The following is a 26,755-nucleotide window of genomic DNA, read 5'->3' as shown; positions in this document are numbered from 1 at the left end:
CACTCCTGACTAATACGGTAAGTTAAATTCTTTCCGTTTGATTTCAATTTCATCGTTAATATATAAGATATAATCAGATAACGCTTCACGAGGATTCTCACTAGCGTTTACGACTTTTCTGAAAGCATTGTCTAGATGTCTTCCAGTAAAGTATCCACCTGGAACTTGTGGGATACCTTTTACCCATTTCCACTGGCTCTCCAGATTGTTATAATCCTCTATTGGCCAAGGCAATTCTTCAAGAGCCTCAATGTTCGCAGTTGGATAACGAGCCGCCTCGCCCATAAGCCCTTCCATTTCACGTCCGTAAGCGACCTGAGTTTCCTTGTTTGTCCACCATTTCATAAACTCCCAAGCAATCTCTTTATTTTCCGAATTTTCAAGCATTAGAACTGCTGTTGTATGACTGGCAACTTCATGATTGACTGTACCATCCGCAAGTTCTGTTCCTGGCACTAGGGTGAATTCCCATAAACCTTTGATCTCAGGAGCCATAACCGTCAGCATGTTATACGTTGTATAGTCTGCAATGCCTATCGGCATTTCACCTGTTCGGAATCGGTTAGGGAAGTCTGCTATCAATGGAAACTTATAACTGGTATAAAACTGCGACCATCTTTTGAATGCTTCCATAGAAATTTCGGAATCTAACGAACTTTTCGTATCATTATCTCTGTAAAATTGACCACCGTTCTGAAAAAGTAGCATAGAGAATGTCGCATTCGGAACCATACTCGCATTTGTAGCTTCAAGTGGCAAATAAAACTCCATATTATGCTTCTGGAGCACTGAAATCATGTTATAAATATCTTGCCAAGTTTTCGGCGGTGTCAATTCCAATTCATCAAGAATGTCTTTGCGGTAGAACAGCATTGGAAAGGTTTGTTGCTCCGGCAAGGCAAATACGCCTCCATTGTACTTGTATGGGTCTATACCGCTGTCACGAAACCGAGTTACAATCTCATCAAAATCATCAAATTTCGTCAAATCCGCCGCAGCGTCTCTCATTGCATAGTTAACCGGAATATCCTCGCCGAGCTGCATCGCAACATCCGGACCTTCACCAGCAAGGGTAGCTGGCAGTAGAATATTTCCAGGTACAAGACGAAGCTTTACTGATATATCGGTCTCTGGTGTAAAGGAATCATCAATCATGCTTTTCAATACTTGCGCCTGATCGCGTCCTGTCGTAATCCAAACTGTCATCGATTTATCCTTTTCTCCCGTGTTACCTATGCTGTCATAATCTTCTGTATAAGAAGAAATATATGCCCCTATCTCATGTCCAGCTACTTGTAGTATTGTAGCGTCAGCTCTTGGTAGTTGCTGTTCTGGTGAAGACACGATTAGATAATCAAGCGATAACGGCTGTTCACGAACGTTCAAAATCCATGTCCCTAGACCTCCGACATTAATTTTGTATGATTTCAATTGTTTAGCAACCGTCTCCGGATATTTGACCATTTCCTCTAGTTGCCGGACCATGGAGTGTAGAACCGCAACCTTATCGCTTCGCTCTCCCGTTGCTTCTTCTAGGTAGTCTGCTACACTTTGAATAATTTCAGCCTGTTCAGAGAAAACCTCTGTCATCTCTGGAATACGCTTCTTTAATTGATAATCTCGAAATGGATCTGGCGTATTTGATGTAATCATTAGAACCTTTCGATACATCTCATTGAGCTCCAGCACACTCGACTCAATCGTTTGGAGCAATGGAGCGATATCTCCAAGTGAAACTGTCATGCGAATACGATGGGTACCTTTGGTTAGATGGAATAGATAGGGCTGCTCATCTTCACCCAATACATTCATATTCCAATCTCTTCCATAATTAAAGCGAATTCGCTTCATTTCCTCAAATGGGTATTCCCCGTCAATCATCAGACTTCGTGTAGCATAGACACCACGAAGCTCGTTCTGCTTTTGCTTTAATGCTATTTGATACAAACCATCCTCTTCAACGTCAATCTCCCATTCAATCCACTGACCAGGTAGTTTCCAATTCAATCCGCCAATTGTGTTGATGCGGAGCTTTGAAACATCATACGGGATAACCGTAGGACTTGATCTGTCTGACACTGGATATAAAGTAGGGGATGACTTTGAATTGGCATTCTCTGCTTGGATAAGCATATATTGATCCTGGGCAACCTTAATGCCCTCGGCTTCGTACTCATTCTTCAGTTCTTCATAACTTTTCAGACCCTTATTCTGATACAGTTCAATATAATCGATAGCCATAGGCTCTCGTAACGATGTCAATGAAAGTGTTTGAATACCTTTGTTTAAGAAAAAGGAATATGACTCTTCAAAATAACCATTCCTATCTTTAAAATCGACAATTTGCCATATTGGCTTCTCAACCTGTCTCGGGCGCAGATCATTATCCCTGTCATCCCTTCGAATCTCTTCATCACGGTTTGCCCAAACTCGGTCAAATAACAATATTTCGGCCTCTTTGAAGGGCACTTCCCCATTAATGGCGAACTCTCTTTCAATAGATGCGCTTTTTCCTTCAAGCGGAAAATAATGAATCTTAATATTGTAAAATCCCGGTTGTTCAATAAATGCTTCCCAACTGATGGTACCGGCTTCCGGTGTTACTACCGCTTGCCCATCTAATCCCTCAAACTGTTTGACGACCTCAAACCCGTCTCCGAGAGTTTCGACGAAGTTCTCCCCTTCGATTCGAACCGTCTCATTAGGTCTATCCACTGTCGAATGACGATTTAAATATGTAGCATAGCCATCTTCTTCCGAGAGGCCTGTAACGGCATCAAAACCTCCTAAAGCATGAACATGCGTTTGAGAGGTGGAATCTGAAGGGTAGAAAGCCCATAGGGATAATAGAAGTGCGGCAAGAGCCATTAGAACAATCACTTTCTTTTTCTTTCTTATGTACAACGTTTCTCCCCTCCTGATGTATATTTAAAATTAAGAAAAGTTTAGCAACATTCCTCATGAGTAAGAATCTACTACCTAATGAGGAATGTTGCGTCTTATTTAAGTTACTTTTACTTTAGATTAATTAGTTATCCATACTTCATCCACAGCAGCTTGAACTTGTGCTTTGTATGTCTCAACAACCGTTGAAACAGAAACTCCATTATTCAAGTCACCAATAATACTCCAATACGGGAAATTAGGATAAGTCTCTCTGTCTAGTACATGTGTTTTCTTATTCGCCGTTCTTAGATTGGCAACATCTTCCTCATTGTCAAAAATTGATTCATAATAAGCTTGAGCTGAATACTCACTAACGGAATCGTACTCCTGGATTTTTTCCATGATATACACCATTTGCTCTGGATTTTCAACCGCTTTCGGAATCACGTAAAAGGTAGGTGCAGTAGTAACACTTGTATATTCAGTTGCACTTGGAGATTTAGGGTAGGGAACAAAGCCTATTTCAGAGTCAGGCATATCCGTACGATATCCATCAATTTCATACATTGAACCATTAACTAGCATTGTGTTACCTTCACGGAAGAATTGTGTTGGCTCCGTCCAATCTCCACCTTCTGTCGGTCTGACAAGCTTCTCTGTTGCAAACGTGCTTATATGATTAAACACTTCAAGCGTTTTAGGATCATCTAAAGCTTGTTGATTTCCATTAGTGTAGTCAGCACCATTAGAAGCCATTGCCGCATCAATGGATACATTTGCAAGACCCCAAACGTCTATTTCTCCGTCGTTATTCGTATCTCGGTTTCCTTCTTTAGCAACTTGAGTGAAAGTATCCCAGTTCCAATTGTCTTCATTAACGTACTCCTGCAAAGGCTTCAAGCCCAGTTCGTTCATCAATGTTTTGTTGTAAATGATACCGTTTGCACCATTTTCTCCATCATATATTGAGAACCCGTAAGATTTATCGTCGTATTCGGAGAATTTTATACCACTTGGACTGAATGCTTTATCGTTCTTTGTATATTCATCAAGCGGCCAGAAGAAGTCTTGCTGTACCATACTAGGAATTGCCCAAGGTTTCCTAATCGAGAGAATATCTCCGACCGGATCGTTTGCTAGCAACGAAGCCGATACTTTTTCAACATACTCGTCATAAGTCAAACTAACATATTCAACTTTGAAATTATGTTTTACCATTAATTCATCTAAATTTTTCTGGCGCTGGATATTGTCAGGGCCATCTTGTTGTATTGCAAGATCGAACCAAGCTACAAACTTGACAGTTTTCCCACCAAGATCGAAATCCATTTCAGGTGTTGCATTTGGGTTCTCATTAACTACTGCAACCTCTTCACTCGGTACAACATCTGTTACCACTGGATCACTTGATTGTTCAGGAGCAACATTATTTGCTGAATTCCCGCTACAAGCAGATAATACCAAAACAAAAACAAGACACAGCATCATTAACAGCCTTTTTTTATTCAACATTTTCTTCCCCCTGTTTCCCCTTGGGATTTAGTTACACCATGAATTGTAGCGCTTTCATTAGTTGGTCAACAACCTGCCTATATTCAGTTATTCAGCCTGCCTAATTATAGGTTCCCTTTCCAGAGACCAGTTCGCGTATCGAGCGATAAAAAAAACAAGTAAAGAATTGCTTACAATCTAAGAAGTTGCACATCTATTGCTTATATAGAAAGTCCCCGTACCTATTAGATACGGGGACAACGGTTCATAAACTATTCATTATTTGTGAAATTGCCAGTAATCAAACTTGATTAGCTTACTATTAGTCTCTCCTCTAAATACAAGGAATAAGTGATGAACTCCATCTGCACCTTTAATCTCAGTTTGAAGCTCATTGAACTGATCTAGTCCATCACCTGCAGGAATGGAAAGCTCACCAATCAATTTGCCGTCTGGACTATCCAAACGGATTTCAATGCTACTAGAAGAACTTCCACTAGCCACAGATGCTGTAAAAGAAGCAGCACCCTTACTACCAAAATCAACATTTGAAACGGCTATCCAATCGCCACTATCAATATCTGTCACTACTCTGTTAGACGAAGGATTTCCATTATCATCACTAATCAGCTCCGTATTTATTCCTGCATTCCAAGCGATCGTCTCCGCTTCCACTCGAACATATGGATGTAAGACTTTCAATTGCTTAACGCCTTCATAACTAGCGATAATTTCCTGAATCGTTCCATCTGCATTAAAAAGGACCTGATTCAGATGCGTTGAACGATATCCTTTCGCTACTCCCATCGCTTTAGACAAGGTTTGAGCATGATAAGCGATATACCAGCTTCCTTGGAATTCGAAAATCGCATGATGGTTATTACCACCTACGCCAAAGAAGTGTTCTGGATTTTTTAGAATTATACCTTCATAAGTCCATGGACCCATCGGAGAATCGCTAACCATATATGAGATTTGACCTGCTTGAGGACTTCCGGCAGGACGAACACCATCATAGAAATTCGAGCAATACGTATAGTAGTATTTGTCATTCACTTTGTTAATTCCAGAATTCTCAAACATATACGGAGCTGGAATGGGTTGAGCTTCCCCTACGACACTAATCATATCTGCGCCGAGCTCCATCACTCTAGCTGTATTCGGCATTTCTTCCTGTCCTTCTGGAATACCGCCGCCAAAGTAGATATAGCCTTGCCCATCATCATCTATTAATACAGCTGGGTCGAACAGCCATGTTACTTTTTCCACACCTGGAGTTTCTCTAGTAAGTAGTGGCTTACCAATCGGATCGACCCACGGTCCCGTTGGACTATCACTCATTAGCACACCAATATTACTCGCATTATTTGCAAAGTAGATAAAAAATTTATCTTTTCCATCGATCACTTTATGCACCACCGCAGGTGCCCAAGATTGCGTTGCCCATTTGGCTGCGCCATCCGGACCTGCCGCATCTACGAAGCCGTGATCCGTCCAATTAACTAGATCGTCAGAAGAAATAACTGAGAGTTTATTAATATTGGCATAAGTATTATCCTTGATATTACCACTCTCGTCGTACTGAAATACATCATTCGTCATATAAAGATAGACCCGGTCTTTATATACTAGAGCATAAGGATCTGCTCCAAATTTGTGAGAGACTAATGGATTTCCGTTCAATATCGTTTTCCCTACCGCTTCAGCTATTTCATTATTCATCATTTCGTCTAGCTCCTTTTTAAGTGTAAGTGGTACTTTCTCTGAGATCACTTCTAATTCCTTATTAAAGCGTAACGTTTCACTATCGTTGCTTCAACCTGTCAAACTGATGGTGAATGACCCCTCAAGTTATAGATTTTCATCTATCTGCAAAAATCGACCAAGTAGAAACGGCTATGCCGTCTTTTTCAAGACGGTACCCGTTTCAGCGGAAATATAAGAAATAGAGTATCAAGAATCAATTTCATAATTACGCAACTCGATTTAGCTGCATCGGCGATTATGAAATTGATTCAAGTGAAACTTATACTCTCTTATATTTAACTAAAGTGACTCGCAAAAGTCACTTTAGTTGCAGCTCATTATTCAATTGCATACAAATCGTAACCTTCAGCCCATTAAGTTCGCTGCGTTCTACTATTAAACCACTATCTTCTCCATACGTTAATATAAGCCGTCGATGAATGTTAATAATGCCTGTCATTTCATTTGCTTCATCATTATGCTGGATTCGATGCTGTAGCGTCATAAGTTGCTCATCGGTAAGCTGTTCACCATTATCCTCCACAATAATATGGAGTGCATCCTGCTGCTTATCAAATGTAATACTAAGGAATCCTTCCTCACTTTTCTTCTCAAGACTATGCTCATAAGCATTTTCTATTATCGGCTGCACAATAAGTCTTGGTACTTTAATAACTTCCATATCCTTTGGTAAATCATCAAATCTTACTCGTATTCTTCTCGAAAAACGAAGCTCTTGAATGTCTGTATACATACGCGAGTGCTTTATTTCATCCTCCAGCAGAACAAGATCCTCACCGTTACGTGTAATAAAGCGGAAATATTCCCCTAGCATAATTGTAAATTGTTCAATCCGCTCGACATCTCCGATCTTTGCTAAGGAATTCAAAATAAAGAAACTATTATACAAAAAATGCGGATTAATTTGAGATTGTAGCTGCTTTAGTTCAGATTTCTGCATCATCATTTTTTGCTTATAATCTTGGTCAATTAGACTTGTTAATTTTGTAAGCATATAATTGAAGCGCGTATACAAATATCCAAATTCGTCCTTTTTGTCATGAACGATTGGATGATCCAGATCTCCAGCCTCCATCCGTCTAAAGCTTTGCACAAGCAGTAATAACGGCTTATGTATAAAGAGATACGTCGAATATGAAAAGACAACAATCGCTATAAAGGAAGCAATAGCAAATAACCAAGCCCATTTATAGAAGAAGCTTAAAGGTCTTTTAACCGTCTTCTCGGGCAAATAAGTAACGAGTGTGAGCTTTAATTTATTAGAATATGCCTTATCCATATGATACCGCTCTCCAGCAACCTCTAGCGTTGACATACTTCTTTTTACGCTTTCTTCCTCATCCAAATAACTATTTGCAACAGTTGCTGCTTCATCATTGCTCATCAATGTAAATTCTGACGGCTCTGAAATAAGAAATGATCCGCTATCTGGATAGACACTTAGCTGCTGTAATGACTGCTGTAGCTTTGCGCCGTCTAATTCGATCTGAACGACATAGTTTGGCAGTTCTCCTTTACCACCTCCATACTTTACAGCGATAAGATGGAGCGCTTCACCTGAATAATATAATCGATTTCGATTCTTAGAATAATTAGCGACTAATTGTGTATAGATCTGTTCATCAAGATTAACAACAGAATTCGTTGCAGAAACTGTTTTAGAAATGCTATAAATATGTACATTAATTTCTTTAATATACGCACTGCTGTTTTTGAACGATGTAAGTCGGTGTAATACATAATTTAAGCTTTCTCTTCTTTCCACATTGCTCATCTTATCCCAAGTAACAGCAAGCTTACTTAATTCGCTATCCTCTACAAGATCAAATTGCTGCAGTTCCATCCACTCAACTTCACGATCTAAATCTTCTAAATAGTAGTTCAATTGTGTAACAGTCGCTCTTGAAATATCATCGCTAGCATTATTATAGCTCCAGTTGTATAAGTAAAAACCAAGCATAATAATAGGTATAAAAACAAGCAGGTACGTAAATACCGAACGAAAAAAAATAGTTTTACGTAATGATGTTACAGGAAAGTTGAACAAGATAATACCTCCGAGCCTGCATGAATGCCTTTATGATTATTTATTTAGTTTATACCACTCATTGGCTTGCATTGTTATTTCGGCTCCACCTAGCTCGTACCATGTTTCTACAAATTGATCAAATTCATCAATAGAATTACCAAGGATGATATTGATATATGTCTCATGTTGCAGATCGTGCAGTAATGAGTTTCGCTCGATCATCGTTTCAGTAGGAGCACCTGTAAATGCTTCATATAATAATTGATCATTAACTTCATACTGATCAAGGATAGAAAAGGCACCATTAACGCCATACGTCTTATCCCATCCCCAACCATGATCTTTATCTGCTCCCCCCGCTTGATACTGCTCAATTAACTTTTGAATGGATTGAGCTTCAGTATTCAACCCCGTCCAATCCCCTGTTTGACGAGCTTCAGCTAGCTGACGATAGGCTTCTAAATTTTTTAGAGCTGGATATGGAGTTACTGGTGATAACTGCCACACAGGATAAGAAGAACTATAATACTCTTTATATTCAGCAGTCTTACCCCAATTTTTCTCGAGATGCAAATTAATTAATTTGACAATTGCTTCTGGCTGCTCTAAGTCTTTACGTACAGCAAAGTACTGATAAGTTCTTAATTTTAGTGGAACCTTTGGAGGTATACCGGACAGAGATACAATAGGATATGCTTTCCAGTCTGCATCAAGATCTTGACTGTTTTGCACTACAAACGATCCCCATTGCTCACCGTACATCATCCCTGCTTTTCCATCCGCAATTTGCTGCTTCACTTTTTCAACATTTTTGAACGAAAACTCGGGATCAAGTTGACCATTTTTATACATTTTCTGCAGGTCGATAAGCGCTGTCTTCACCTCAGGCTGAATGCCACCAAATACGAGATTATTTGAATCATCAACTATCCAAAGTTCAGGATATGCTTCATAACCTGCCATGAAGCCTTTAATGCTCATGACAGTATCCCACAAATAATTCGTAATGGCTAAGCCAAAAGTATCGTCTTGACCATTTTGATCTGGGTCCATTACTGTAAACGCTCTTGAAATTTCCAATACATCACTAATCGTTTGCGGTGGCTTTAATCCAAGCTGCTCGATCCAATCCGTTCGCAGCCAAATATACATCGCTCCTTCAATGGAGGAATTAGTGTCAGGTATAGCCATTAATTTCCCATCAATTGTAGCCGCGCCAAAAGCTGAATTTCCTTCTTGTTCTAATATATTTCTAGTCAACGGTGTCGCATAATTATTGTAAGCATCCGTCAAATCCTGAATTAAGCCTACATTACTCAACATTCTTAATTGTTCCGAACTAACTTTAACAACATCTGGGAGTTGACCTGAAGAAACGGAGAAACTAAGCTTTTGCTTATAAAGATCGCCCTTTGCTTTCCAATCGTACTTAATTGAAATGCCCAATACTTGCTCATAGATTCGGCTCCATCTATTATCTTCTAATGATTCCCCAGGTAATACATTTAGTAATTCTTCCAAAGTGTCACTTGTTTCGCGGACGAATGATAGCTCTATTGGCGGGTCATATTTGCTAAGTCCAATTTCATCATAAACATTTCTATTATTGTTTTCTTCCAAGGGTTCGTCGTTAGTATTGATCGAAGTACTATCGTTCTCACAAGCTATTACTATCAACATCAACAATAGAGTTAAAACAATAAGCTTGACCCATTTCATCATCGTTATCTGCAAATAAGACTCCCCCTATTCACATAGATATCATTTCATTATCTCGTTGAACTACTCCCACTTATCAACCTTTCGGTCTGATTGAAGTGGGAGATTCCTAAGAACACCAGTGTATCCACCAGTTATGGATTAGGCGATCCCATGGTCATATCCCCTTTTCTAACTAACCCTAATTATACCATGAGTAGAATTAGTAGCATACTTTAACAGGTTTTAATTCGAAGTAATATCCATTAAAATATAGATATAAAATAAGAAAGGATGATATATGTGGCTAATGATTCCTTGCAATATTCAACAAAAACAAGTAAAGGATTTTATTTTCTATTAGATTCTATTATTGAAGCCACAACTCAACCAGACGGGAGCTTTCGTCAAGAAATTTATATGGAAGGTCGTCTCGTAGACATGGCTAAACATGCAAGTAGAATAGCCGATGATAAACTGTTAGATCTATTAAAAAGCTGCAAAGGCTTCCGCCAATTAGTTCACAGCATCGGCATATCTGTCCAATGCGCTGAGGTAGATCAACCAAATATGCCCGTCATCTACGAAAACTGGGGCAAGACGAACAAGTACGAGTCTGGAACACGTATGCAAACAATATGTCCAACTGATTGTTCTGAAGTAAAAATTCTTTTGAGTGATTACGATTGGTCAGAAGAAGATGACGTGCCAGGCAAGCTCAGCTTTGAATTCTCTCGTGCTGGAGCGTTAGCCACAGTAAGCGTATATTTATATTTTAATGAAGGATTTGAATCTCCACAGCATGTAGATAATGGACCTATTGACACCAGCTCACCTGCCTATCGCGAAATGATCAGCAAATCATTACTACAGCTCGGAAACAATACCCGATTAAAAAAAGCAATTAATAAGGCACGAAAAGGTGAGGATGTCACCATCGCCTATATTGGAGGGTCAATTACAGAAGGCGCCAGTGCACGACCCATTCATAATGCCTGCTATGCCTATCAATCGTACGTAAGCTTCAAACAACGATATGGTAAAGATAATGGAGATCATATTCACTTTATTAAAGCTGGAGTAGGTGGAACTCCATCTGAGCTTGGCATGATTCGCTACGAAAGAGATGTACTAAAGCATGGCGCTGCTCAGCCAGATATCGTTATTATTGAATTCGCTGTTAATGATGCAGAAGATGAAACTGAAGGAGTTTGCTACGAAAGTCTAGTGCTTAGAGCATTACAAGAGCAACATGAGCCTGCTGTTATTCTGCTGTTCAGCGTATTTATTAATGACTGGAACTTGCAGGATCGACTTTCACCCGTCGGTAAGCATTATGATCTGCCGATGGTTAGCGTTAAGGATGCACTAGTCGAGCAATTTGGTATGACGAAGCAAGAAGGGCTTGTCATTACGAAGCAACAATACTTTTATGATATTTATCATCCAACAAACACTGGACATACGATAATGGCAGATTGCTTAGGTTACTTAATTGCCGAAGCTGATCGTAGTGTCCAAAGTGAGCAGGATATTGACTTGAACAAACAGCCGATTATTGGTAATGATTTTGTTCATATCTCGCTGCTTGATCGCATTCATAACACACATATTGCGCAAATTTGTGAGGGTAGCTTCCAAGCATCAGATACGGATTTGCATCAGGTGGGGTTAGACGATCAAACCATCCGTACACCTCAATTCCCCAACAACTGGATGCATACGATAGAATCAGGAAGTAATAGCTTTATGATGAAACTGCATTGCAAAAGCCTTCTATTAATATATAAAGATACTGGCAACAATGAGTTTGGAAGTGCAGATATATTAGTGGACGGTAAGCTAGCAAAAACCGTGGATCCACTTCTTACTAACTGGACACACTGTCATCCTATCATTATATTCAACGAGCAAGAAGCGAACGATCATACTATCGAGATTCGCATGTCAGCAGGTCATGAGGATAAGTGTTTTACCATACTTGGCTTTGGAGTTGTGCAATAACAAAATAAGTACTATCTCAATAGCCCAGCTATCGAATTCAATTCGATAGCTAGGCTATATCAATTAAGCTTAGTTCTTCAGGTTCGTTCCATTTCCTTAAATCCAATGATGTTGTGACATATGCATATTCATCTGAAGTAAACCCTAACTTCTCCCATAAAAGCTACAATTACATTGTCTATCTTTGCAATGAAACCTTTTGATCACTAGAATAATGTTGTAAAGTGTTGTTAATTAAGTTGTAAATTGCTTCACATAAAATATCAGAGATTATTATAAAAAAAGTCAACGAATCGAGTATATTGGAAATCTACAAATCCGAAGGAAGAACGCGATAAAATGACGTTTAGACCTCGTGAAGAATAGATATCATATTATTATCTTTTGTTGCTATTCTATCTGGAAACTAGCGTTCCACAATGATGTAATCTCGGTATTCCTGTGGGGTCATCCCTGTAGATTTCTTAAAAAAACGTGTAAAGGAATGGGCTGATTCATATCCAACCAACAAGGCAACATCACGAACTTTTAAATCTCCATTACACAATAGCTCCTTAGCTTTTCTAATTCGACATTCATCAATATATTCCGATAGATTAACCCCATATTCCTGCTTAAAGAAACGCGACAAATAGGATGGATTAAAATAATGAATTTCTGCTAACCGAACGAGCGATAAATCTTCACTTAAATGCTCTCTAATAAATTCGCAAATTTTTCCAATAATTAAAGATGTCCTATTTTGCTCATTCATTAATTTTAGTTTAAACATACGTTCAGCTAATAATTGCAAATACTGAAATCCTTCTGTCATGGATGTATGTTTTTCTAAAAGCATTAGTTTACTATATTCACCGATATCATGATGCAAACCAAACCGATTGATATATGAAAGTAATATTAAAGCTAGTGAATAATAGGTTTCAACGGAGCGATGAACTGAATCATTCAAATTCAAAGTATATTGAGCAACTTCATCAAAACATTTAAAAAACTCCTCAGACCTTCCGGCATCTAGATGTGCGCTCAAAACCTCCATTTTGGGTCCAAGCCGAAAACCTTCATTCGGATTTGATGTCATTGTCTGGTCAACTTGATCAATTTGAATCAATGAGACTCCATCACCTATCTTCATTCTCTGCAGTTGTCTAAGGCGTTCATACTGATTCGTTATTTCATTCCAGGCGCAGGGACCACCACTTATTGTGAAAGATATTGAGATACCATGTGTCTCCAAGCAGACTCGCTGAATTAATTCTAAAGTACCTTCCATATATTTTATTAAGTGATTGCTAAATTTCTCATCCGTATGCTGTGATGTTTGAAGAAACCACAATAAATCGCCATATTTGTCAACTAGAGGAACACTCTTAATCTGATCAGTCATAAAGAAATTCCAAATGACTCTCGTTAATGAAAATAATTCACTTTTTTCAATATGTGCTACTTCAAAAGAATATGACAAGTGACCAAGCGCTAAAACAACAGGGGCTTTAGGATCTAAAACAATATTTAATCTTTCAAACTCTTGAATTACTGAATCTTGATGCTCATAAGTTGTTTGACTGTCATGTAGAAAATTTCTGAAGTATTCGCTCTGTGCCATCAATTCTAGCGTATCCATCTGTTCTTGCGATTGTTCCAACAATTTATTTATTTGATTCTCATTATCAATTTCTTGTATAACTTCCTGCACGGTTTGAGTAACCTTTGTATAGCCTTCTGTCTTTAATAAATATCTAACGTTCAACTTTTGAATCACTTGATACGCATATTCAAACTCGCTATAACCTGTCAAAAAAATAATTTTGCATCTTGGCCAATACAATCGAATTTCTTCCATCAACTCTAAACCGCTCATCCCCGGCATACGAATATCGGTAAGCACAATGTCGATTCTGGTTCGCGACAACCAACTCAATGCTTCTTTTGCTGAAAAAGCTTTACATATATCTAAGTCGTCTGGCATGAATTGATTAAATACTTCGTACAATGCCTCTGTAATAATTTCTTCATCATCGACAATCAGTAATCTATACATCTGAAATCTTCCCCTTTAGCTTAATGAGCATGCATCTGTTAAGCCAATGCCTACTTTTTAAGTTTACTATAGATTCAATTCATAAGAACAAGCGATATTCCCAACGAAGAATTACTAAAGTATCAGCCCACTGTTCAGTTCGATCGCATTTTCCGTTGATACGTAGATAGCACTACTCCTCCTAGAATGAATAAGGACCATTGATTTATAAATACACCAACTAACACCTAGAAACAAAATGAAAAGTAAATCCGATTTATTCATGCACCTCGTGGGCATCCATTGGATAGACTTTTACATATTCTTCAATCTACTATTTCAATTTAATTCTCCCATAACAAATCATCCCTATACTAGAGTAAGGTAACACCCTCATTTTATATACGGAGAGGATCGATACTTATGGGAATTCACACTTATTTTCAATCGCTCAACGATCTTGAACGTATTATTCGCTGCCCAGGTAAATTCAAATTTGAAGAGCACAGTGTATCTGCTCATTCTTGGAAAGTAGTGCAATATGCTAAAACATTAGCCGATATTGAGGAAAGTAATGGCGTAACTGTGGATTGGAAAAAACTTTACGAAGTTACAAGCAGCCACGATTACGGTGAAATATTTATTGGAGATATCAAAACTCCCGTGAAACATTATTCTCTCGAACTTCGTGGTATGCTCCAGAAAGTAGAGGAAGGAATGGTTGCACATTTTATTGATGAGAATATCCCCGAGGAACTCAAATCGATCTTTCGCAGACAATTACGTGAAGGTAAAGATGATTCCGTAGAAGGATTAATTCTTGTAATGGCTGACAAACTCGATCAAGTTTATGAAGCTTTTGCTGAACTAAGAAGAGGCAACACAGAGAAAGAGTTTGTTATCATGTACCGCGAGGCATTGATTAAAATCAAGAACATCAAACTACATTGTGTAGATTATTTCTTGCTGCACATACTCCCCGATCTTGTTGAGGAAAGTTCCAATTGTCCTGTCGATATTAAAAAAATCACAAAAGAAGCATTAGACTTCTAAAAAATTCATCTATAACCCTCACGAAATACGAATATGCACTTTGATCAGACGGTAAAAGAAAAGGATCTATCTCTACTATCTTGATAGAACTCCAATTTGTTAACTATTAGTCAATTGGATGTCACACGCTCGGAGTAAATAAAAGAACCGCCAAGGTTGATAAATTCCCTGACGGTTCTTTTGCGGTTTGATGTTACTTCCGTGTTCATCTATCTTTAAATTTGCTTGATTACCTTTCCCAGCATAGCTGGATAATCGGTAATTATTCCAGATACCTTGCATTCAAGCATCTGCTGCATCCCTTGTTCTTCATTAACGGTCCATACAATGACATGTCTGCCGCTCTCCCGGATCGCAGCCACGTCCTCCGAATCCACCATAACATCATGCAGTGATACGGAAAACACATCCATCCCGAAGTCTTCGATCACTCGGAGCGGATGCAGCAGTTTAGCGTCATATACGAGACTGATGCGGACCTTGGGCGCGATTTGCTTGATCCGATACAGCATTTTGTGATCGTAGGAGGAGAAAACCACCGAATCCAGTCGGTCAAACTCCCGCAGCAGTCCAATCACTTTCTCCTCGATACGTCCACCGTAGCTTTGCTTCAGCTCAATGTTCAAACCAATATCCAAAGGTACTAGCTCAAGCACTTCACGCAACAGTGGGATTTTCTCTCCTGCAAACGCTGATGCGAACCAGGAACCAGCGTCGGCCTGCCTAATTTCCTCCAAGGCCAACTCCCCAATCACTCCGCTTCGATTCGTCGTACGATCAAGCGTTTCGTCATGACACACGACGATCTCTTCGTCTAGTGTTAGATGAATATCCAGTTCAATAGCTTGACACTGCTGTTGGAGCGCTAATCGAAATGCAGCCAATGTATTTTCTGGCGCTTCTCCCGCTGCTCCTCTATGTGCGACGATCCAGGTCCCTTCGATATTCCATTTCATATTCATCATCCTTTATTATGCGATTTTTCATTTCGCTTATTTGATTCCCGAGTGCATAAAGCTTTCTACGAACTGACGCTGGAAGACCAGGAATACAACCAATAATGGTAAAATGACGAGAATTGTAGCGGCCGTGACTGTCCCCCATTGCGCACCCGTTTCGAACGTTTGCGCGAAAATAGCTAACCCCACTGTCAATGGTCGCGTCTCAACGGAGTTGGTAATGATAAGCGGCCACATGAAGTCGCTCCAATGCGTACTGACCGAAATCAATCCAAAAGCGACATAAGTCGATTTGGCAGAAGGGATATACACATGCCAAAGCGTCTGCCACCAGCGACAGCCATCGATTCTAGACGCTTCATCCAGATCAAGCGGGATTTGCTTGAAAGTCTGACGCAGCAAGAACACGCCGAAAGACGAAGCCCAAAAAGGCAGCATGATCGCCAGCTTGGAATCAATCAGCCCAAGTTCCTTCATTACAGAATAGTTAGGAAAAATGAGAATATCCGGAGGAATCATGATTTGCACGAGAAAAATGATAAATAGGACTCCTCGTCCGATAAAATTCAACCGGGCAAAGGCATACGCCGCCAGCGTTGCTGTGAATAGTTGTACCACTAGCACACCAACCACAATCACAATTGTATTGAACAGGTACCGGAAAAACGGAATCGTGTTCCAGGCCGAAATATAGTTTTGAAACGTCGGATGTTTAATCGCAAACGGATTAACTCTCGTTAACACTTCATTGGAAGGGGTGAACGATGTCACAACAGCCCACACCAGCGGCATAACGAAAACCAAAGCCAGAAGTACGATAATAAAACGGTTGATTACACGGATCCCCATGGCTCTGACTCCTTTTGGTTAGTAATGGATACGTTTGTCCAGAAACGCATAATTGAATATCGAGATGGTCAACAGAATTGCTAGGAGCACGACTGTCATGACAGAGGCTTTACCCATATCCCAGAAGCTGAAAGCCGTCTCATAAATATGGTACAACAGTAAATTACTTGAGTTGTCGGGGCCACCCTTGGTCATAATGTACAAATGATCAATCAATTTAAAAGAATTCGTTGTTGCAATGACCATAACGAACATCGTTGTCGGCATTAAGAGAGGAAATGTAATTTTGCGGAACGTCTGAAACGGTCTCGCACCTTCCATTTCCGCTGCTTCAAAAGCTTCCCTCGGTAAATTTTGTAATCCAGCCAAGTAAAAAATCATAAAAAATCCGGCTTCCTTCCAGATCACCATCAACATCATTGAAAACATAACCAAACTTGGATCGCCCAACCAATTGTGGGACGGAATGCCGAACAAGCCTAAAAATTTATCAAGCAATCCGTAATCCGGCGTATAAATAAACAGCCAAATATTGGCGATGGCAATCATCGGAATGATCGTGGGATAAAAAAACGCTGCTCGCACAATACTCGTTCCTCTGAGCTTGTTATTCACCCAAGCCGCCATGTACATCGCAAGGAAAATACTTATAGGTACCGTTACTACGGCAAGAAGCAGATTATTTCCAATGACCTTGAGAAAAACATCGTCTTGAAGCACCTGAGCATATTGGTCGAATCCCACAAACTGCTTATTGCTAAAATCAGAGCTTTGAAAGCTCCAGTAAATAGATTTTATTGTTGGGTAAAAGGTAAACATCGCTAGAAATACAAGGGAGGGTAGAAGCAAAGCAAAAGCGAAGCTATTTTCTCTCCAGTTGATTTTTCTTTTTGCATGAAGCACAGGTTGATTCAATTCAATTCCCTCTTTCCCCGCTTTCATAGTCACTTCTATTTCAGCAGCGAGAGCAAATTATAGATTGCTTGTGCTGCTTCCCCGCGTATCGTGCGGTCTTGAGGTACATACTTGTCGTGGTTACGTCCGCTTATCAATCCAATAGAATACGCCGCGCCAAGATCATCTTTGGCCTATGTACTTACCTCGCTGATATCCTTGAATGGAACGGATTCTAATCCTCCTCAACAATTGCTAATTTGAGTCCTTGCTAAAATATAAGGCTATCAAGCCATTTCCCTGTGATAGCCTTATACGGTAACTGTTATTTGTTCTGGTAGCTTTTCAAAATGTCATCCGCTTGCTTCTGTGATTTTTCCAGCGCTTCTTGCGGTGTCATTGTGCCAAGCAGAGCAGCCTGAATATTATCGTTAAATACCTTGGTCACTTGTCCGTTTTGATACGTCGACAGCTCGCTGTCCGCATGCTCAAGTTGATCTCTAGCTACAGCTGCTTGAGGGAATTCTTTTAGATAAGCAATGAGCTTGTTAGATTCGTAAGCCGCTTTCGTCGTACCCACATAACCAGTATCGATTGACCATTGCGCCACACGGTCTGGCTCCGTAAGGAATTCTATAAATTTAACGGCTGCTTGCTTGTTGTCCTCTGGAATATCCTTAAACATATACAGATTCCCCCCACCCGTCGGTGAACCATATTGCTTGTTAGCAGGCAGGAAGGCTACGCCAAAATCGAAGTTAGCGTCCGTTTTTACTTTAGTAAGGTTGCCCGTCGTATGGAACATCATCGCGGTCTTGCCACTAATGAAATCGGATGGAACTGTTGCCCATTCTAATATACCTTCTGGCATCACTTTGTCCTTGCGACCCAAATCCGTGTAAAATTGTAGAGCTTCTAGCACGTCTGGGTTATTAAAGAACACCTGTTTACCATCATTTGAAACTAAGTTAGTACCTGTTTGAAGTGATAAAGCCTGAGTCATCCAATACTGATATCCAGTGCTTGGAATTTCGAGACCCCACTGGGACACTTGACCAGAAGCATTCTTTACCGTCAGCTTAGTAGCATATTCCTTCAACTCATCCCAGTTGACAGGCGGTTTCTCAGCATCGAGTCCCGCTTTGGCGAACATTTCCTTGTTGTAGTACATTACGATCGTGCTGCGCTGGAATGGAACGCTCCAATTCATGTCGCCCGATTTGGCATTACCCATGAAGGCTTCATAGAAGCCGTTAAAATACTCTTGTGAGAACCGTGAAGTCAAATCCTCGATTGCATCCATCGAAACCAGACTGTATAAGTCAGTCGAAAGCAGCACCGCAAGATCTGGCGAGTTGCCACCTTGAACGGCCGTTACAGTCTTAGTCATCGTATCCTGATAGCTACCACCGTAGACCGGCTTTACAGTAATGGTTGGGTTTTCTTGATGAAAGTCTTCGGCCATCTGATCAATCAGCTGAGTGATCGGACCACCTACTGCTACTGGAAAATACAACTGGAGCTCGACCTCCTTGTCACTGCTAGCAGTAGTTTCAGAGCTTGCAGCCGGAGTATTGTTGGTCTTCGAATTTGTCTGAACCTCCCCTTTTCCGCAAGCCGAGATCATTACAGCCATCATCATAATCGTAAGTAGAGAAACTAATCCTTTTTTCATTGTTTGTTTCCTCCTTGGTTCTTGTTTATTCAATATCCTTCAAATGCCGCAGTCATGAATTACACCCGATGGGGCGGCCAGACAATTATTGTCCATACGGCCGGGTCTCTCCAATTATTTCGCCAAGCGAAGCCAACACGTAATCTGGCTGCACTCTTGTTAACATAATATCCTTACGAGAATCCGCTCCCGTCAGCACCAATGCCGTGTACATGCCATTGTCATTTCCGAACCGGATATCCGTCTTAATACGGTCACCCACCATCAAGCATTGCGCGGACGGGACATTCAGCTTATCGAACACCTTTTGCGCAAAGTAAGTCGAGGGCTTGCCAAGTACATGATGGGTTTGCCGTACGCTTGCCGTTTCCAGCGCTTTAACAAGCGACCATGTATCTGGAATGGCCCCATCGTCAATTGGACAAAATGGATCTGGGTTTGCTGCGATGAGTTTAGCTCCATTACGGAGCGCATTCATACCAAGGGTCAATTTCTCATAAGTAAACTGCCTGTCCAGTCCAACGAGCACATGAGTTGCATTCCGCGCATCTTCAGTCGTCTCTACCCCATAGCGATCCAGCTCCTGCTTCATCGCTTGCTCTCCGATCATCAATACCTTGGCTTGCGGCTCATGCTCTTGAAAATACATACCGACCACGCATAATGCAGTTAATATTTCTTCCACATCACAAACGATGCCTAACTGCTCCAGTAGCTCCTGCACCGACTCTTTCGTACGAAGCGTCGTATTCGTGACGAACATGACAGACTTCTCTTGCTCGCGTAGCCGACTAAGCATGTCTAGTACCCCAGGCAATAGCTTGTTTCCCGAATAGATCGTGCCGTCTAAGTCGAACAAATACGCGTTATACTCATCTAATTGCTTGACGCGTTTCACCAAATGCTTCCTTGGTAACTCCTCTACCTCCCTTAGAGGCTCGAACCCCCTCATACCCTGTTTGCTAGTTTCCGTCACAGCTCAACCTCTTTTCTCAACGCAAATAACCCCTTGTTTGAAAAATGGAAGACAAGCAATGACAGACCATGAAACCATGACCAGCTTATTTTCACACTTAACTAACAAAGGGTTTTCTCCTGTTCTCAACCCGATGAAGCAATATGTATCTTCATATAATCTAACTATAAAGCAGATTTGTTAGTGTGATATAAAATCTATGTAGATGTTTTGTAAAATCTAATATTTATTAAGTTCAGTCTCCCTACCACATGGAAGGTTCGCCACTTGAAATATAATCTGCCCCACTGTTAAGAGCTTCTATAATCTCCTGCTCGTGGCGAATCAATCCACCGACAATTAGAGGCTGTTTGATCGTGCTTTTAAGCTCGCGAATCACTCTCGGCATCAATCCAGGCATTAGCTCTACTTCATCTGGTTGAGTGCTGTTGATCATGCGAATCGCCGTTTGCATGGCAGCTGTATCAATAATAAAAATGCGCTGAATACTTTTTAGTCCCGCTTGTTTAGCAGCCGCAACGACATTCGACTTCGTCGTCATAATACCATCTACTTTAAATTTCTTCGCCAAATACTCGACGGCATACGCATCTCTGCCGAGACCAGCCACCATCTCAAGATGAACGTATACCAGCTTACCAGTATGATGAATTTGTTCAATAATCGATTCTAGATTCCCGATATTTCCCGACATTAGATTGACCCTTGACACTTTGCTGTCGAGTAATTTCGGGATTTGCCCCTCTTTTGTGACCGAAGCTATGATCGGATAATGATTCATTACCTGACACCCCCAAACAAATTGTAGCTTAACTGTATCAACTGAATGTTTGGGGAGTGTTAATGCGTAGCTATTAAATCTTAATAATAATTCATTTCTTCCGCCCGCTGTTCAGTTAAGTCGTATTTTCCGTTGATACGTAGATAGGATAACTCCTGCTAGAATGAATAAAGACCCTAATATTTCTACACCAGTAATGGGTTTGTACAGTAATATTAATCCCATAATCATCGCCACAAAAGGCTCTAAATTAGATAATACAGATGCTTTGGAAGCATCAACATATCGAATATTGTTATTCCAAATAAGTGTGGCTATGCCATGTACAACAACGGCAGTGCCGATTAGAAGAGCCCAATCTGCTATATTCGAGCTCATTCGTAGAGGAGTATCTAGCGAAAAGGCAAACGGGATCGATACAATAAAGCCCACCAAATTCGAATATAAAGTAATCGTGAGCGGATCTATTCTTTGCGAGAGTACCCTGGTCATAATAATCATCATTGCAAATGTTATCATCGTGACAACAATCCATATTAGGCCCTTATCAATATGTAAAGAAGATGAACTGCCTTTTACAACGACAAAATAAATGCCTATGATCGCAAGAATGGATCCCAATAACATACGGATCGTTAATTTTTCCTTTAAAAAGAGCGCTGCTAACACGCCCGTTAAAATAGGAGTCATTGCTAAGATGATGGCAGATGTTGTTGGATCAGCTGTTTGTAAACCTTTAAAAAAGGACCATTGATTTATAAACACACCAATAACACCTAGAATTAAAATGGATAGTAAATCCGATTTATTCACTCGCTTGAAATGTTTCTTGTAAGACGTCAATCCAACTAGAAATAACACAATAAATAAAAGTCTCAGTGATGTTAACAGACTTGGGGAGAAGTCCTGAACTAATATCTTGCCAAATACAAAATTGCTACCCCATACGACTACACAAAAAGTGAGCCAACCATAAGCTTTTAACATATATAATCACCTTTCATTAATACCGACGGTACGGCTTGTCCATAAGCATCCATATTTCGTTCTGTAAGTACGGATAGCATGAATAAGTGCCAACAGCTTGAGCGTAGGCGGTGAGGCGATTTAGACTTTTACGCCAAAGTCGGCAAAAACTTCTTCTAATTAGATATATTGAAAAAATAAGAAAGACGCCGATCAGCGCCTTCACCATTCACTATTCACTATTAGGTACATTAAATACATCTAAATTCAACCCAATTCCTCTAAAGCTAACTTTAGTTGCATGGAGTACATCTAGATTACTGGAATCCTCACTTTTTACCGTTATCGCCATTTTTAACTGTAGTTTTGACAACTAATTCACTCATTCCCTACTTTTCCTTCTAATATTTCAAAAAAAACGATAAGATAAATTCTTATCGATCTCTTGAACGGGTGCGACTAGACTGAACGGTCTCTCCCCAAAGGAACGACGAGTGGTGTAAGAGCGATCGGATCTTGTATTATCCTACATCTTAAGCCAAAGACCTCTTCTACTAGCTTCTCAGTGACGATCTCACGAGGATCACCTTGTGCAATAATTTGGCCTTCTTTCATGGCAATCATGTGAGTTGCATATCTCGCAGCATGATTTAAATCATGTAATACAGCCACTAGTGTATTCCCCTGCTGATTAAGGTCTGTAAATAATTCAAGCAACTCAATTTGATGGGCAATGTCAAGAAATGTCGTTGGCTCATCAAGAAGAAGCAGAGGAGTCTGCTGTGCAAGTACCATCGCAACCCATACCCGTTGTCTCTGTCCACCTGAAAGCTCGTCTACGAAACGATGTGAAAGCTCACGCGTATTCGTAAGCTGCATCGCAGACATTACCGCTTGTTCATCTTCATCAGTCCACTGCCTAATGAGATTTTGATACGGATAACGCCCATGTGCGATCAAATTAGCTACTGTAATACCATCTGGGGCCGTCGAAGATTGTGGTAGCAGACCAAGCTTCCGAGCGACCTCTTTTGACTTATATGTCGTGATTTTCTTCCCATCTAATAAAACCTGCCCTTCAGCTGGCTTAATCAGTTTAGAAAGTGTGCGCAAGAGGGTTGATTTACCGCATGCATTTGGCCCAACAATAACCGTAAATGATCCATGAGGAATCTCTACAGATAGGTTACGGGTTATTACCCGATCATCGTATTTGATTGTAATATTTTCCGTCCAAAGCCGAGAGCCTGATTGAGAAATCATCTGGCTTTGAACATCTGCGGTTGTTATCTTCATATTCAATTTCAGCTTCTTTCAATCAGTATATCGTAATCTATGGAACCACCGAGAATGGACTTATACACAATTCATCGACTTTTCGCTTCAATTAAGGCGCCGAACGTGCCTGGTGAAACAATAACCACACGAGATAGATCCCACCTAGCGATAGAGTGACTACGCCAACTGGTAGAATCATTCCAGGAATAATTCTTTGTGCAAGAACGTCTGCACCTAATAATAGAAAAGCACCCATTGCTGCTGCTGGTACAAGGCTCTCCGCTGATTTTGTAAACCGCTGAGCAATCTGTGGTGCAACAAGAGCAACAAAGGTAACGGGTCCAATGACTGCCGTTGGCGCAGCTGTTAATGCAACGGCTATAAGGATTAGCACAATTTGGGAACGTTCAATTCGGACACCGTGAGATTTAGCTGCATCCTCACCTAGCTCCATCTCCCGTAAAGGTCTGTTCATCATTCCAGCGCAAACAAGCAGAAGAAGAACAAGAATCATTGCGGGGATTGTTTGACTCCAGGTAATTCCATTTAAAGATCCTACACCCCAGGCTGCTGCGGTCAACGCTACTACTGCATCACTTCGCAGGAGCAGCATCGAGTTCACACTTCCTAACATAGCCGAAATAGCTATACCGACGATAATAAGACGAAAGCCCTGCGTTCCTTGGCGAAACGCAAGCATATATATGACGATCGCTGTTGTGAATCCTCCAACTAAAGCACCCGCTGCTATACCCATATATGAGGTCGAACTAGATAGAAGAATCACGATAAGTACGCCAGTGTAGGAGCCTGAAGTAAAACCTATAATGTCAGGGGAACCTAGAGGATTTCGTGTTAATGATTGGAAAATTGACCCACTTACAGCTAATCCCGCTCCAAAAATAATTGCTGCCAGTACACGGGGCAAACGCCATTCAACGACAACCGTTCTTGTCATCCCTGTCGCTTGACCAATCAAAGCGGAAAGAACATCCTGAATACTTATTGATAATGTCCCTACCATTAATGCAAACACTGCAATTGCAATAGTGGCTCCAAGGACAATTAACGTAACAATCATGCTTTTCATATCGAAGCGTAATTTCAATAGCCCTTTCAGTTGCAAATAGCGCCGACCAAAATCAATGGGATCTATAGTAATCACTCCTTCATACATCATAATCCACTCGCTTTTCGTCTTCGGACAAGAATTAGTAGAATCGGTGCACCAACAAATCCCATAATGATTCCGACTGGAACTTCTGTAGGAGACATGACGACTCTTCCAATAATATCAGAAAGAATAAGCAGTAGAGGAGCCGCTACCATTGAATATAGAAAAATCCAGGGTTGGCTTGGCCCAACAAACCATCGCACACAATGGGGCACCATCAACCCTATAAAACCAATCGGTCCAGCTATCGCAGTCGCCCCTCCAGCTAACAGGGCAATGGCAATAAGACCAATTATACGAATCCATCCCACGTTTACACCTAGAGAAGATGCACGATCATCTCCAAATGCAATGGCATTTAAAGCTGGGGATATCGATAAAGCTAATAATGCACCAACAATGAGAAATAGTGAGACGGGCCAGAGATCGTCCATACTCCTTCTCGCTAATGTACCGACAGTCCAGTTCAACATACGTGAGAAAGCATCACTATTCATCAATGTCAATGCAGTTGTTATACCGCTCAATGCGGCTCCTAATGCGACCCCGGAAAGTGTAATTTGTACAGGTGTCGGTGTCTTCTTGCCAGCACCCCCACTAATGACATACACAGCAATGGTTGCTATGAATGCACCCACAAGAGCAAACCATATGTAGCCAGACATTGTTGTTACAGAAAATATACCAATACCCAGCGCAACAGCGAAAGCTGCCCCGGCATTCACTCCAAGAATACCAGGGTCAGCTAATGGATTTCGCGTCAAGGCCTGTATAAGTGCACCCGCAAGCCCAAATGCAGGTCCTACTACAAGTGCAGTAATGGTGCGGGGGATACGAGCCTGTTGAATAATCGTATGGTCATAGCTGTTAGTTGGAGAAAACAGTGCATCCCACACGACTTCAATGGGTAGGGATTTAGCCCCTACCATTAAGCTTAAGAACATTGTAGCCATCAAAAGCAAGAGTACTACGATAAGCCCTGAAATACGTTGCAGCCGCAAGGTAGTCATTGTCTTTATTTTCTTCTCAACTACTTGCGTTGTCCCGTCCTCTAGATGCTCTACCGTTGTCACTTAGTTCACTCCCCGCCTTCTAACACTTCTTTAAACTGTGATGATAAATTTTCGATTGTCCACAACAAAGCGGGAATCGTACCCATAGAGAATGCATTTGATGTGTCGGCATCAAGAATAATAGATCTTCCATCAGCAACGGAAGGGACTTTCTGATACAATGCATTACTTGTAATTTCATTTGGATCGATCCAAATTGGTAAGATAACGGTCAGATCAGCATCTAGAAGCTCTAGCTGTTCATCCGAAACTTTAATATAAAAATTTGAATTCTCTATCGCTTCAATTTCAGCCTTAGTCTTAAATCCAAGTCGAGTAGCAAAATCGATACGAGCATCGCCTTCTACATATGCACCAAAACCAGAGGCGTCATAGGCACCTACAACAATCGTTTTACTAGCAAATTCCGGATTTTCTTCGGCAGTCTTTTTGAATGCGGCATCCACCTCTTTAAGCAGCGCTTCACCTTCATCTACTTTACCAAGCGCTTTTGCGATCATCCGAACTTGATCATCGGAGGAAGTCAAATAGTTATCGCCACCATTTGGAACTCCAATCGTCGTTGTAATTTCTGAGAGACGTTTATACCGCGTCTCATCCCCTGAAGATTTTATATCAAAAATAATATCTGGGTTAAGTGCTGCAATTTGCTCATAATCTAGTTCCATCGTTCCAATAATAGTTGGTGATGTTGTATATGTTCCTTCTAACCACGGTCCTACACCATCACCACCAAAAGCAAGCCAATCGCTCGCGCCAATAGGTTCGAATCCAAGACTTAGTACAGTTTCGGCATCTCCCCAACCAAGAGCGACAATTCGCTTAGGCTGCTCTTTAATCTCTACTTGCCCAAATTTTGTATCAATGATAACAGTGGAATCACTGGAGATGATCTCTTTGTCAGACTCTTTACTTGTCTCCGACGAACAACCAATTAATCCTATCACTACTATTATAGCCATTACAATCCCAAACAATTTGGGTAATTTGATACTTCTATTCATTTCCATCTCCCTCTCTACGTGATAATGATTATCACTATCATTAATTATACTGAATTATGCCGTATTGTCAATCAATCTTTCTATTTCTGCGGTTCACTTCAGCTACATATTATACGAAAATGAAACGACAGCCGCATTTAGCTGTCGTTTCATTTTTGTATGGAGCCGGGCTGCTATG

19 protein-coding genes are annotated in these 26,755 nt (G+C 40.7%); 2 read left to right on the top strand and 17 right to left on the bottom strand.

Annotated elements, in window-relative coordinates; all coding sequences use genetic code 11:
• Positions 1–9: 9 nt before the first annotated feature.
• The 5 genes from AC1TO8_RS14790 to AC1TO8_RS14770 all read right to left on the bottom strand — a co-directional run bounded on the left by AC1TO8_RS14790 (position 10) and on the right by AC1TO8_RS14770 (position 9,895).
• Positions 10–2,868, bottom strand: coding sequence for an extracellular solute-binding protein (locus tag AC1TO8_RS14790; RefSeq protein WP_482056470.1), 2,859 nt, complete (start codon positions 2,866–2,868; stop codon positions 10–12).
• A gap of 156 nt (positions 2,869–3,024) precedes the next feature.
• Complete coding sequence (locus AC1TO8_RS14785; protein ID WP_482056382.1) at positions 3,025–4,398, bottom strand: ABC transporter substrate-binding protein; 1,374 nt, start codon at positions 4,396–4,398, stop codon at positions 3,025–3,027.
• 258 nt (positions 4,399–4,656) lie between these two features.
• Positions 4,657–6,102 carry a glycoside hydrolase family 43 protein gene (locus AC1TO8_RS14780; protein WP_482056381.1) on the bottom strand — a complete coding sequence of 482 codons (1,446 nt, stop codon included), beginning with the start codon at positions 6,100–6,102 and terminating at the stop codon, positions 4,657–4,659.
• Between the two features lie 340 nt (positions 6,103–6,442).
• Positions 6,443–8,191, bottom strand: a complete 1,749-nt coding sequence (locus AC1TO8_RS14775; RefSeq protein ID WP_482056380.1) for a sensor histidine kinase — start codon at positions 8,189–8,191, stop codon at positions 6,443–6,445.
• A 36-nt stretch (positions 8,192–8,227) separates the two neighbouring features.
• Complete coding sequence (locus tag AC1TO8_RS14770) at positions 8,228–9,895, bottom strand: extracellular solute-binding protein (protein WP_482056469.1); 1,668 nt, start codon at positions 9,893–9,895, stop codon at positions 8,228–8,230.
• A gap of 279 nt (positions 9,896–10,174) precedes the next feature.
• On the opposite strand from AC1TO8_RS14770, the gene AC1TO8_RS14765 reads away from it, so the two are divergent.
• Complete coding sequence (locus tag AC1TO8_RS14765; protein ID WP_482056379.1) at positions 10,175–11,875, top strand: SGNH/GDSL hydrolase family protein; 1,701 nt, start codon at positions 10,175–10,177, stop codon at positions 11,873–11,875.
• Between the two features lie 406 nt (positions 11,876–12,281).
• Here the strand turns inward: AC1TO8_RS14765 and AC1TO8_RS14760 are convergent, their stop codons facing one another.
• Entirely contained in the window at positions 12,282–13,916 is a 1,635-nt protein-coding gene (locus AC1TO8_RS14760; protein ID WP_482056378.1) for a helix-turn-helix domain-containing protein, read from the bottom strand.
• 402 nt (positions 13,917–14,318) lie between these two features.
• Between AC1TO8_RS14760 and AC1TO8_RS14755 the strand changes: the two genes are divergently transcribed.
• A complete protein-coding gene (locus AC1TO8_RS14755) occupies positions 14,319–14,948 on the top strand; it encodes a YfbR-like 5'-deoxynucleotidase (RefSeq protein WP_482056377.1) in 630 nt (209 codons plus the stop codon).
• 215 nt (positions 14,949–15,163) lie between these two features.
• Here the strand turns inward: AC1TO8_RS14755 and AC1TO8_RS14750 are convergent, their stop codons facing one another.
• The 11 genes from AC1TO8_RS14750 to AC1TO8_RS14700 form a co-directional block, all read right to left on the bottom strand.
• Positions 15,164–15,904, bottom strand: a complete 741-nt coding sequence (locus AC1TO8_RS14750; RefSeq protein WP_482056376.1) for a glycerophosphodiester phosphodiesterase — start codon at positions 15,902–15,904, stop codon at positions 15,164–15,166.
• A 36-nt stretch (positions 15,905–15,940) separates the two neighbouring features.
• Positions 15,941–16,756 carry a carbohydrate ABC transporter permease gene (locus AC1TO8_RS14745; RefSeq protein ID WP_482056375.1) on the bottom strand — a complete coding sequence of 272 codons (816 nt, stop codon included), beginning with the start codon at positions 16,754–16,756 and terminating at the stop codon, positions 15,941–15,943.
• An 18-nt stretch (positions 16,757–16,774) separates the two neighbouring features.
• Entirely contained in the window at positions 16,775–17,698 is a 924-nt protein-coding gene (locus tag AC1TO8_RS14740) for a carbohydrate ABC transporter permease (protein WP_482056468.1), read from the bottom strand.
• Positions 17,699–17,975: 277 nt separating this feature from the next.
• The gene (locus tag AC1TO8_RS14735; RefSeq protein ID WP_482056374.1) at positions 17,976–19,325 is read right to left on the bottom strand and encodes an ABC transporter substrate-binding protein; all 1,350 of its coding nucleotides are present in this window, start codon (positions 19,323–19,325) and stop codon (positions 17,976–17,978) included.
• Between the two features lie 85 nt (positions 19,326–19,410).
• Complete coding sequence (locus tag AC1TO8_RS14730; RefSeq protein ID WP_482056373.1) at positions 19,411–20,223, bottom strand: HAD-IIA family hydrolase; 813 nt, start codon at positions 20,221–20,223, stop codon at positions 19,411–19,413.
• 322 nt (positions 20,224–20,545) lie between these two features.
• Positions 20,546–21,082 carry a glycerol-3-phosphate responsive antiterminator gene (locus tag AC1TO8_RS14725; protein ID WP_482056372.1) on the bottom strand — a complete coding sequence of 179 codons (537 nt, stop codon included), beginning with the start codon at positions 21,080–21,082 and terminating at the stop codon, positions 20,546–20,548.
• Between the two features lie 111 nt (positions 21,083–21,193).
• Positions 21,194–22,069, bottom strand: coding sequence for a DMT family transporter (locus tag AC1TO8_RS14720; RefSeq protein ID WP_482056371.1), 876 nt, complete (start codon positions 22,067–22,069; stop codon positions 21,194–21,196).
• Positions 22,070–22,507: 438 nt separating this feature from the next.
• A complete protein-coding gene (locus AC1TO8_RS14715; protein WP_482056370.1) occupies positions 22,508–23,344 on the bottom strand; it encodes an ABC transporter ATP-binding protein in 837 nt (278 codons plus the stop codon).
• Between the two features lie 91 nt (positions 23,345–23,435).
• On the bottom strand, positions 23,436–24,506 hold the full coding sequence (locus tag AC1TO8_RS14710; protein WP_482056369.1) for a FecCD family ABC transporter permease: 1,071 nt from the start codon (positions 24,504–24,506) through the stop codon (positions 23,436–23,438).
• The gene (locus AC1TO8_RS14705; protein ID WP_482056368.1) at positions 24,503–25,573 is read right to left on the bottom strand and encodes a FecCD family ABC transporter permease; all 1,071 of its coding nucleotides are present in this window, start codon (positions 25,571–25,573) and stop codon (positions 24,503–24,505) included. Before AC1TO8_RS14705 ends, AC1TO8_RS14710 begins: the two co-directional genes overlap by 4 nt.
• Before the next feature lie 5 nt (positions 25,574–25,578).
• Entirely contained in the window at positions 25,579–26,577 is a 999-nt protein-coding gene (locus tag AC1TO8_RS14700) for an iron-siderophore ABC transporter substrate-binding protein (RefSeq protein ID WP_482056367.1), read from the bottom strand.
• Positions 26,578–26,755 lie beyond the last annotated feature (178 nt).

The organism is Paenibacillus sp. Y859 (assembly GCF_056786405.1).
The sequence above is the reverse complement of the archived record's forward strand: the minus strand, read 5'-3'. Positions and strand labels throughout refer to the sequence as shown.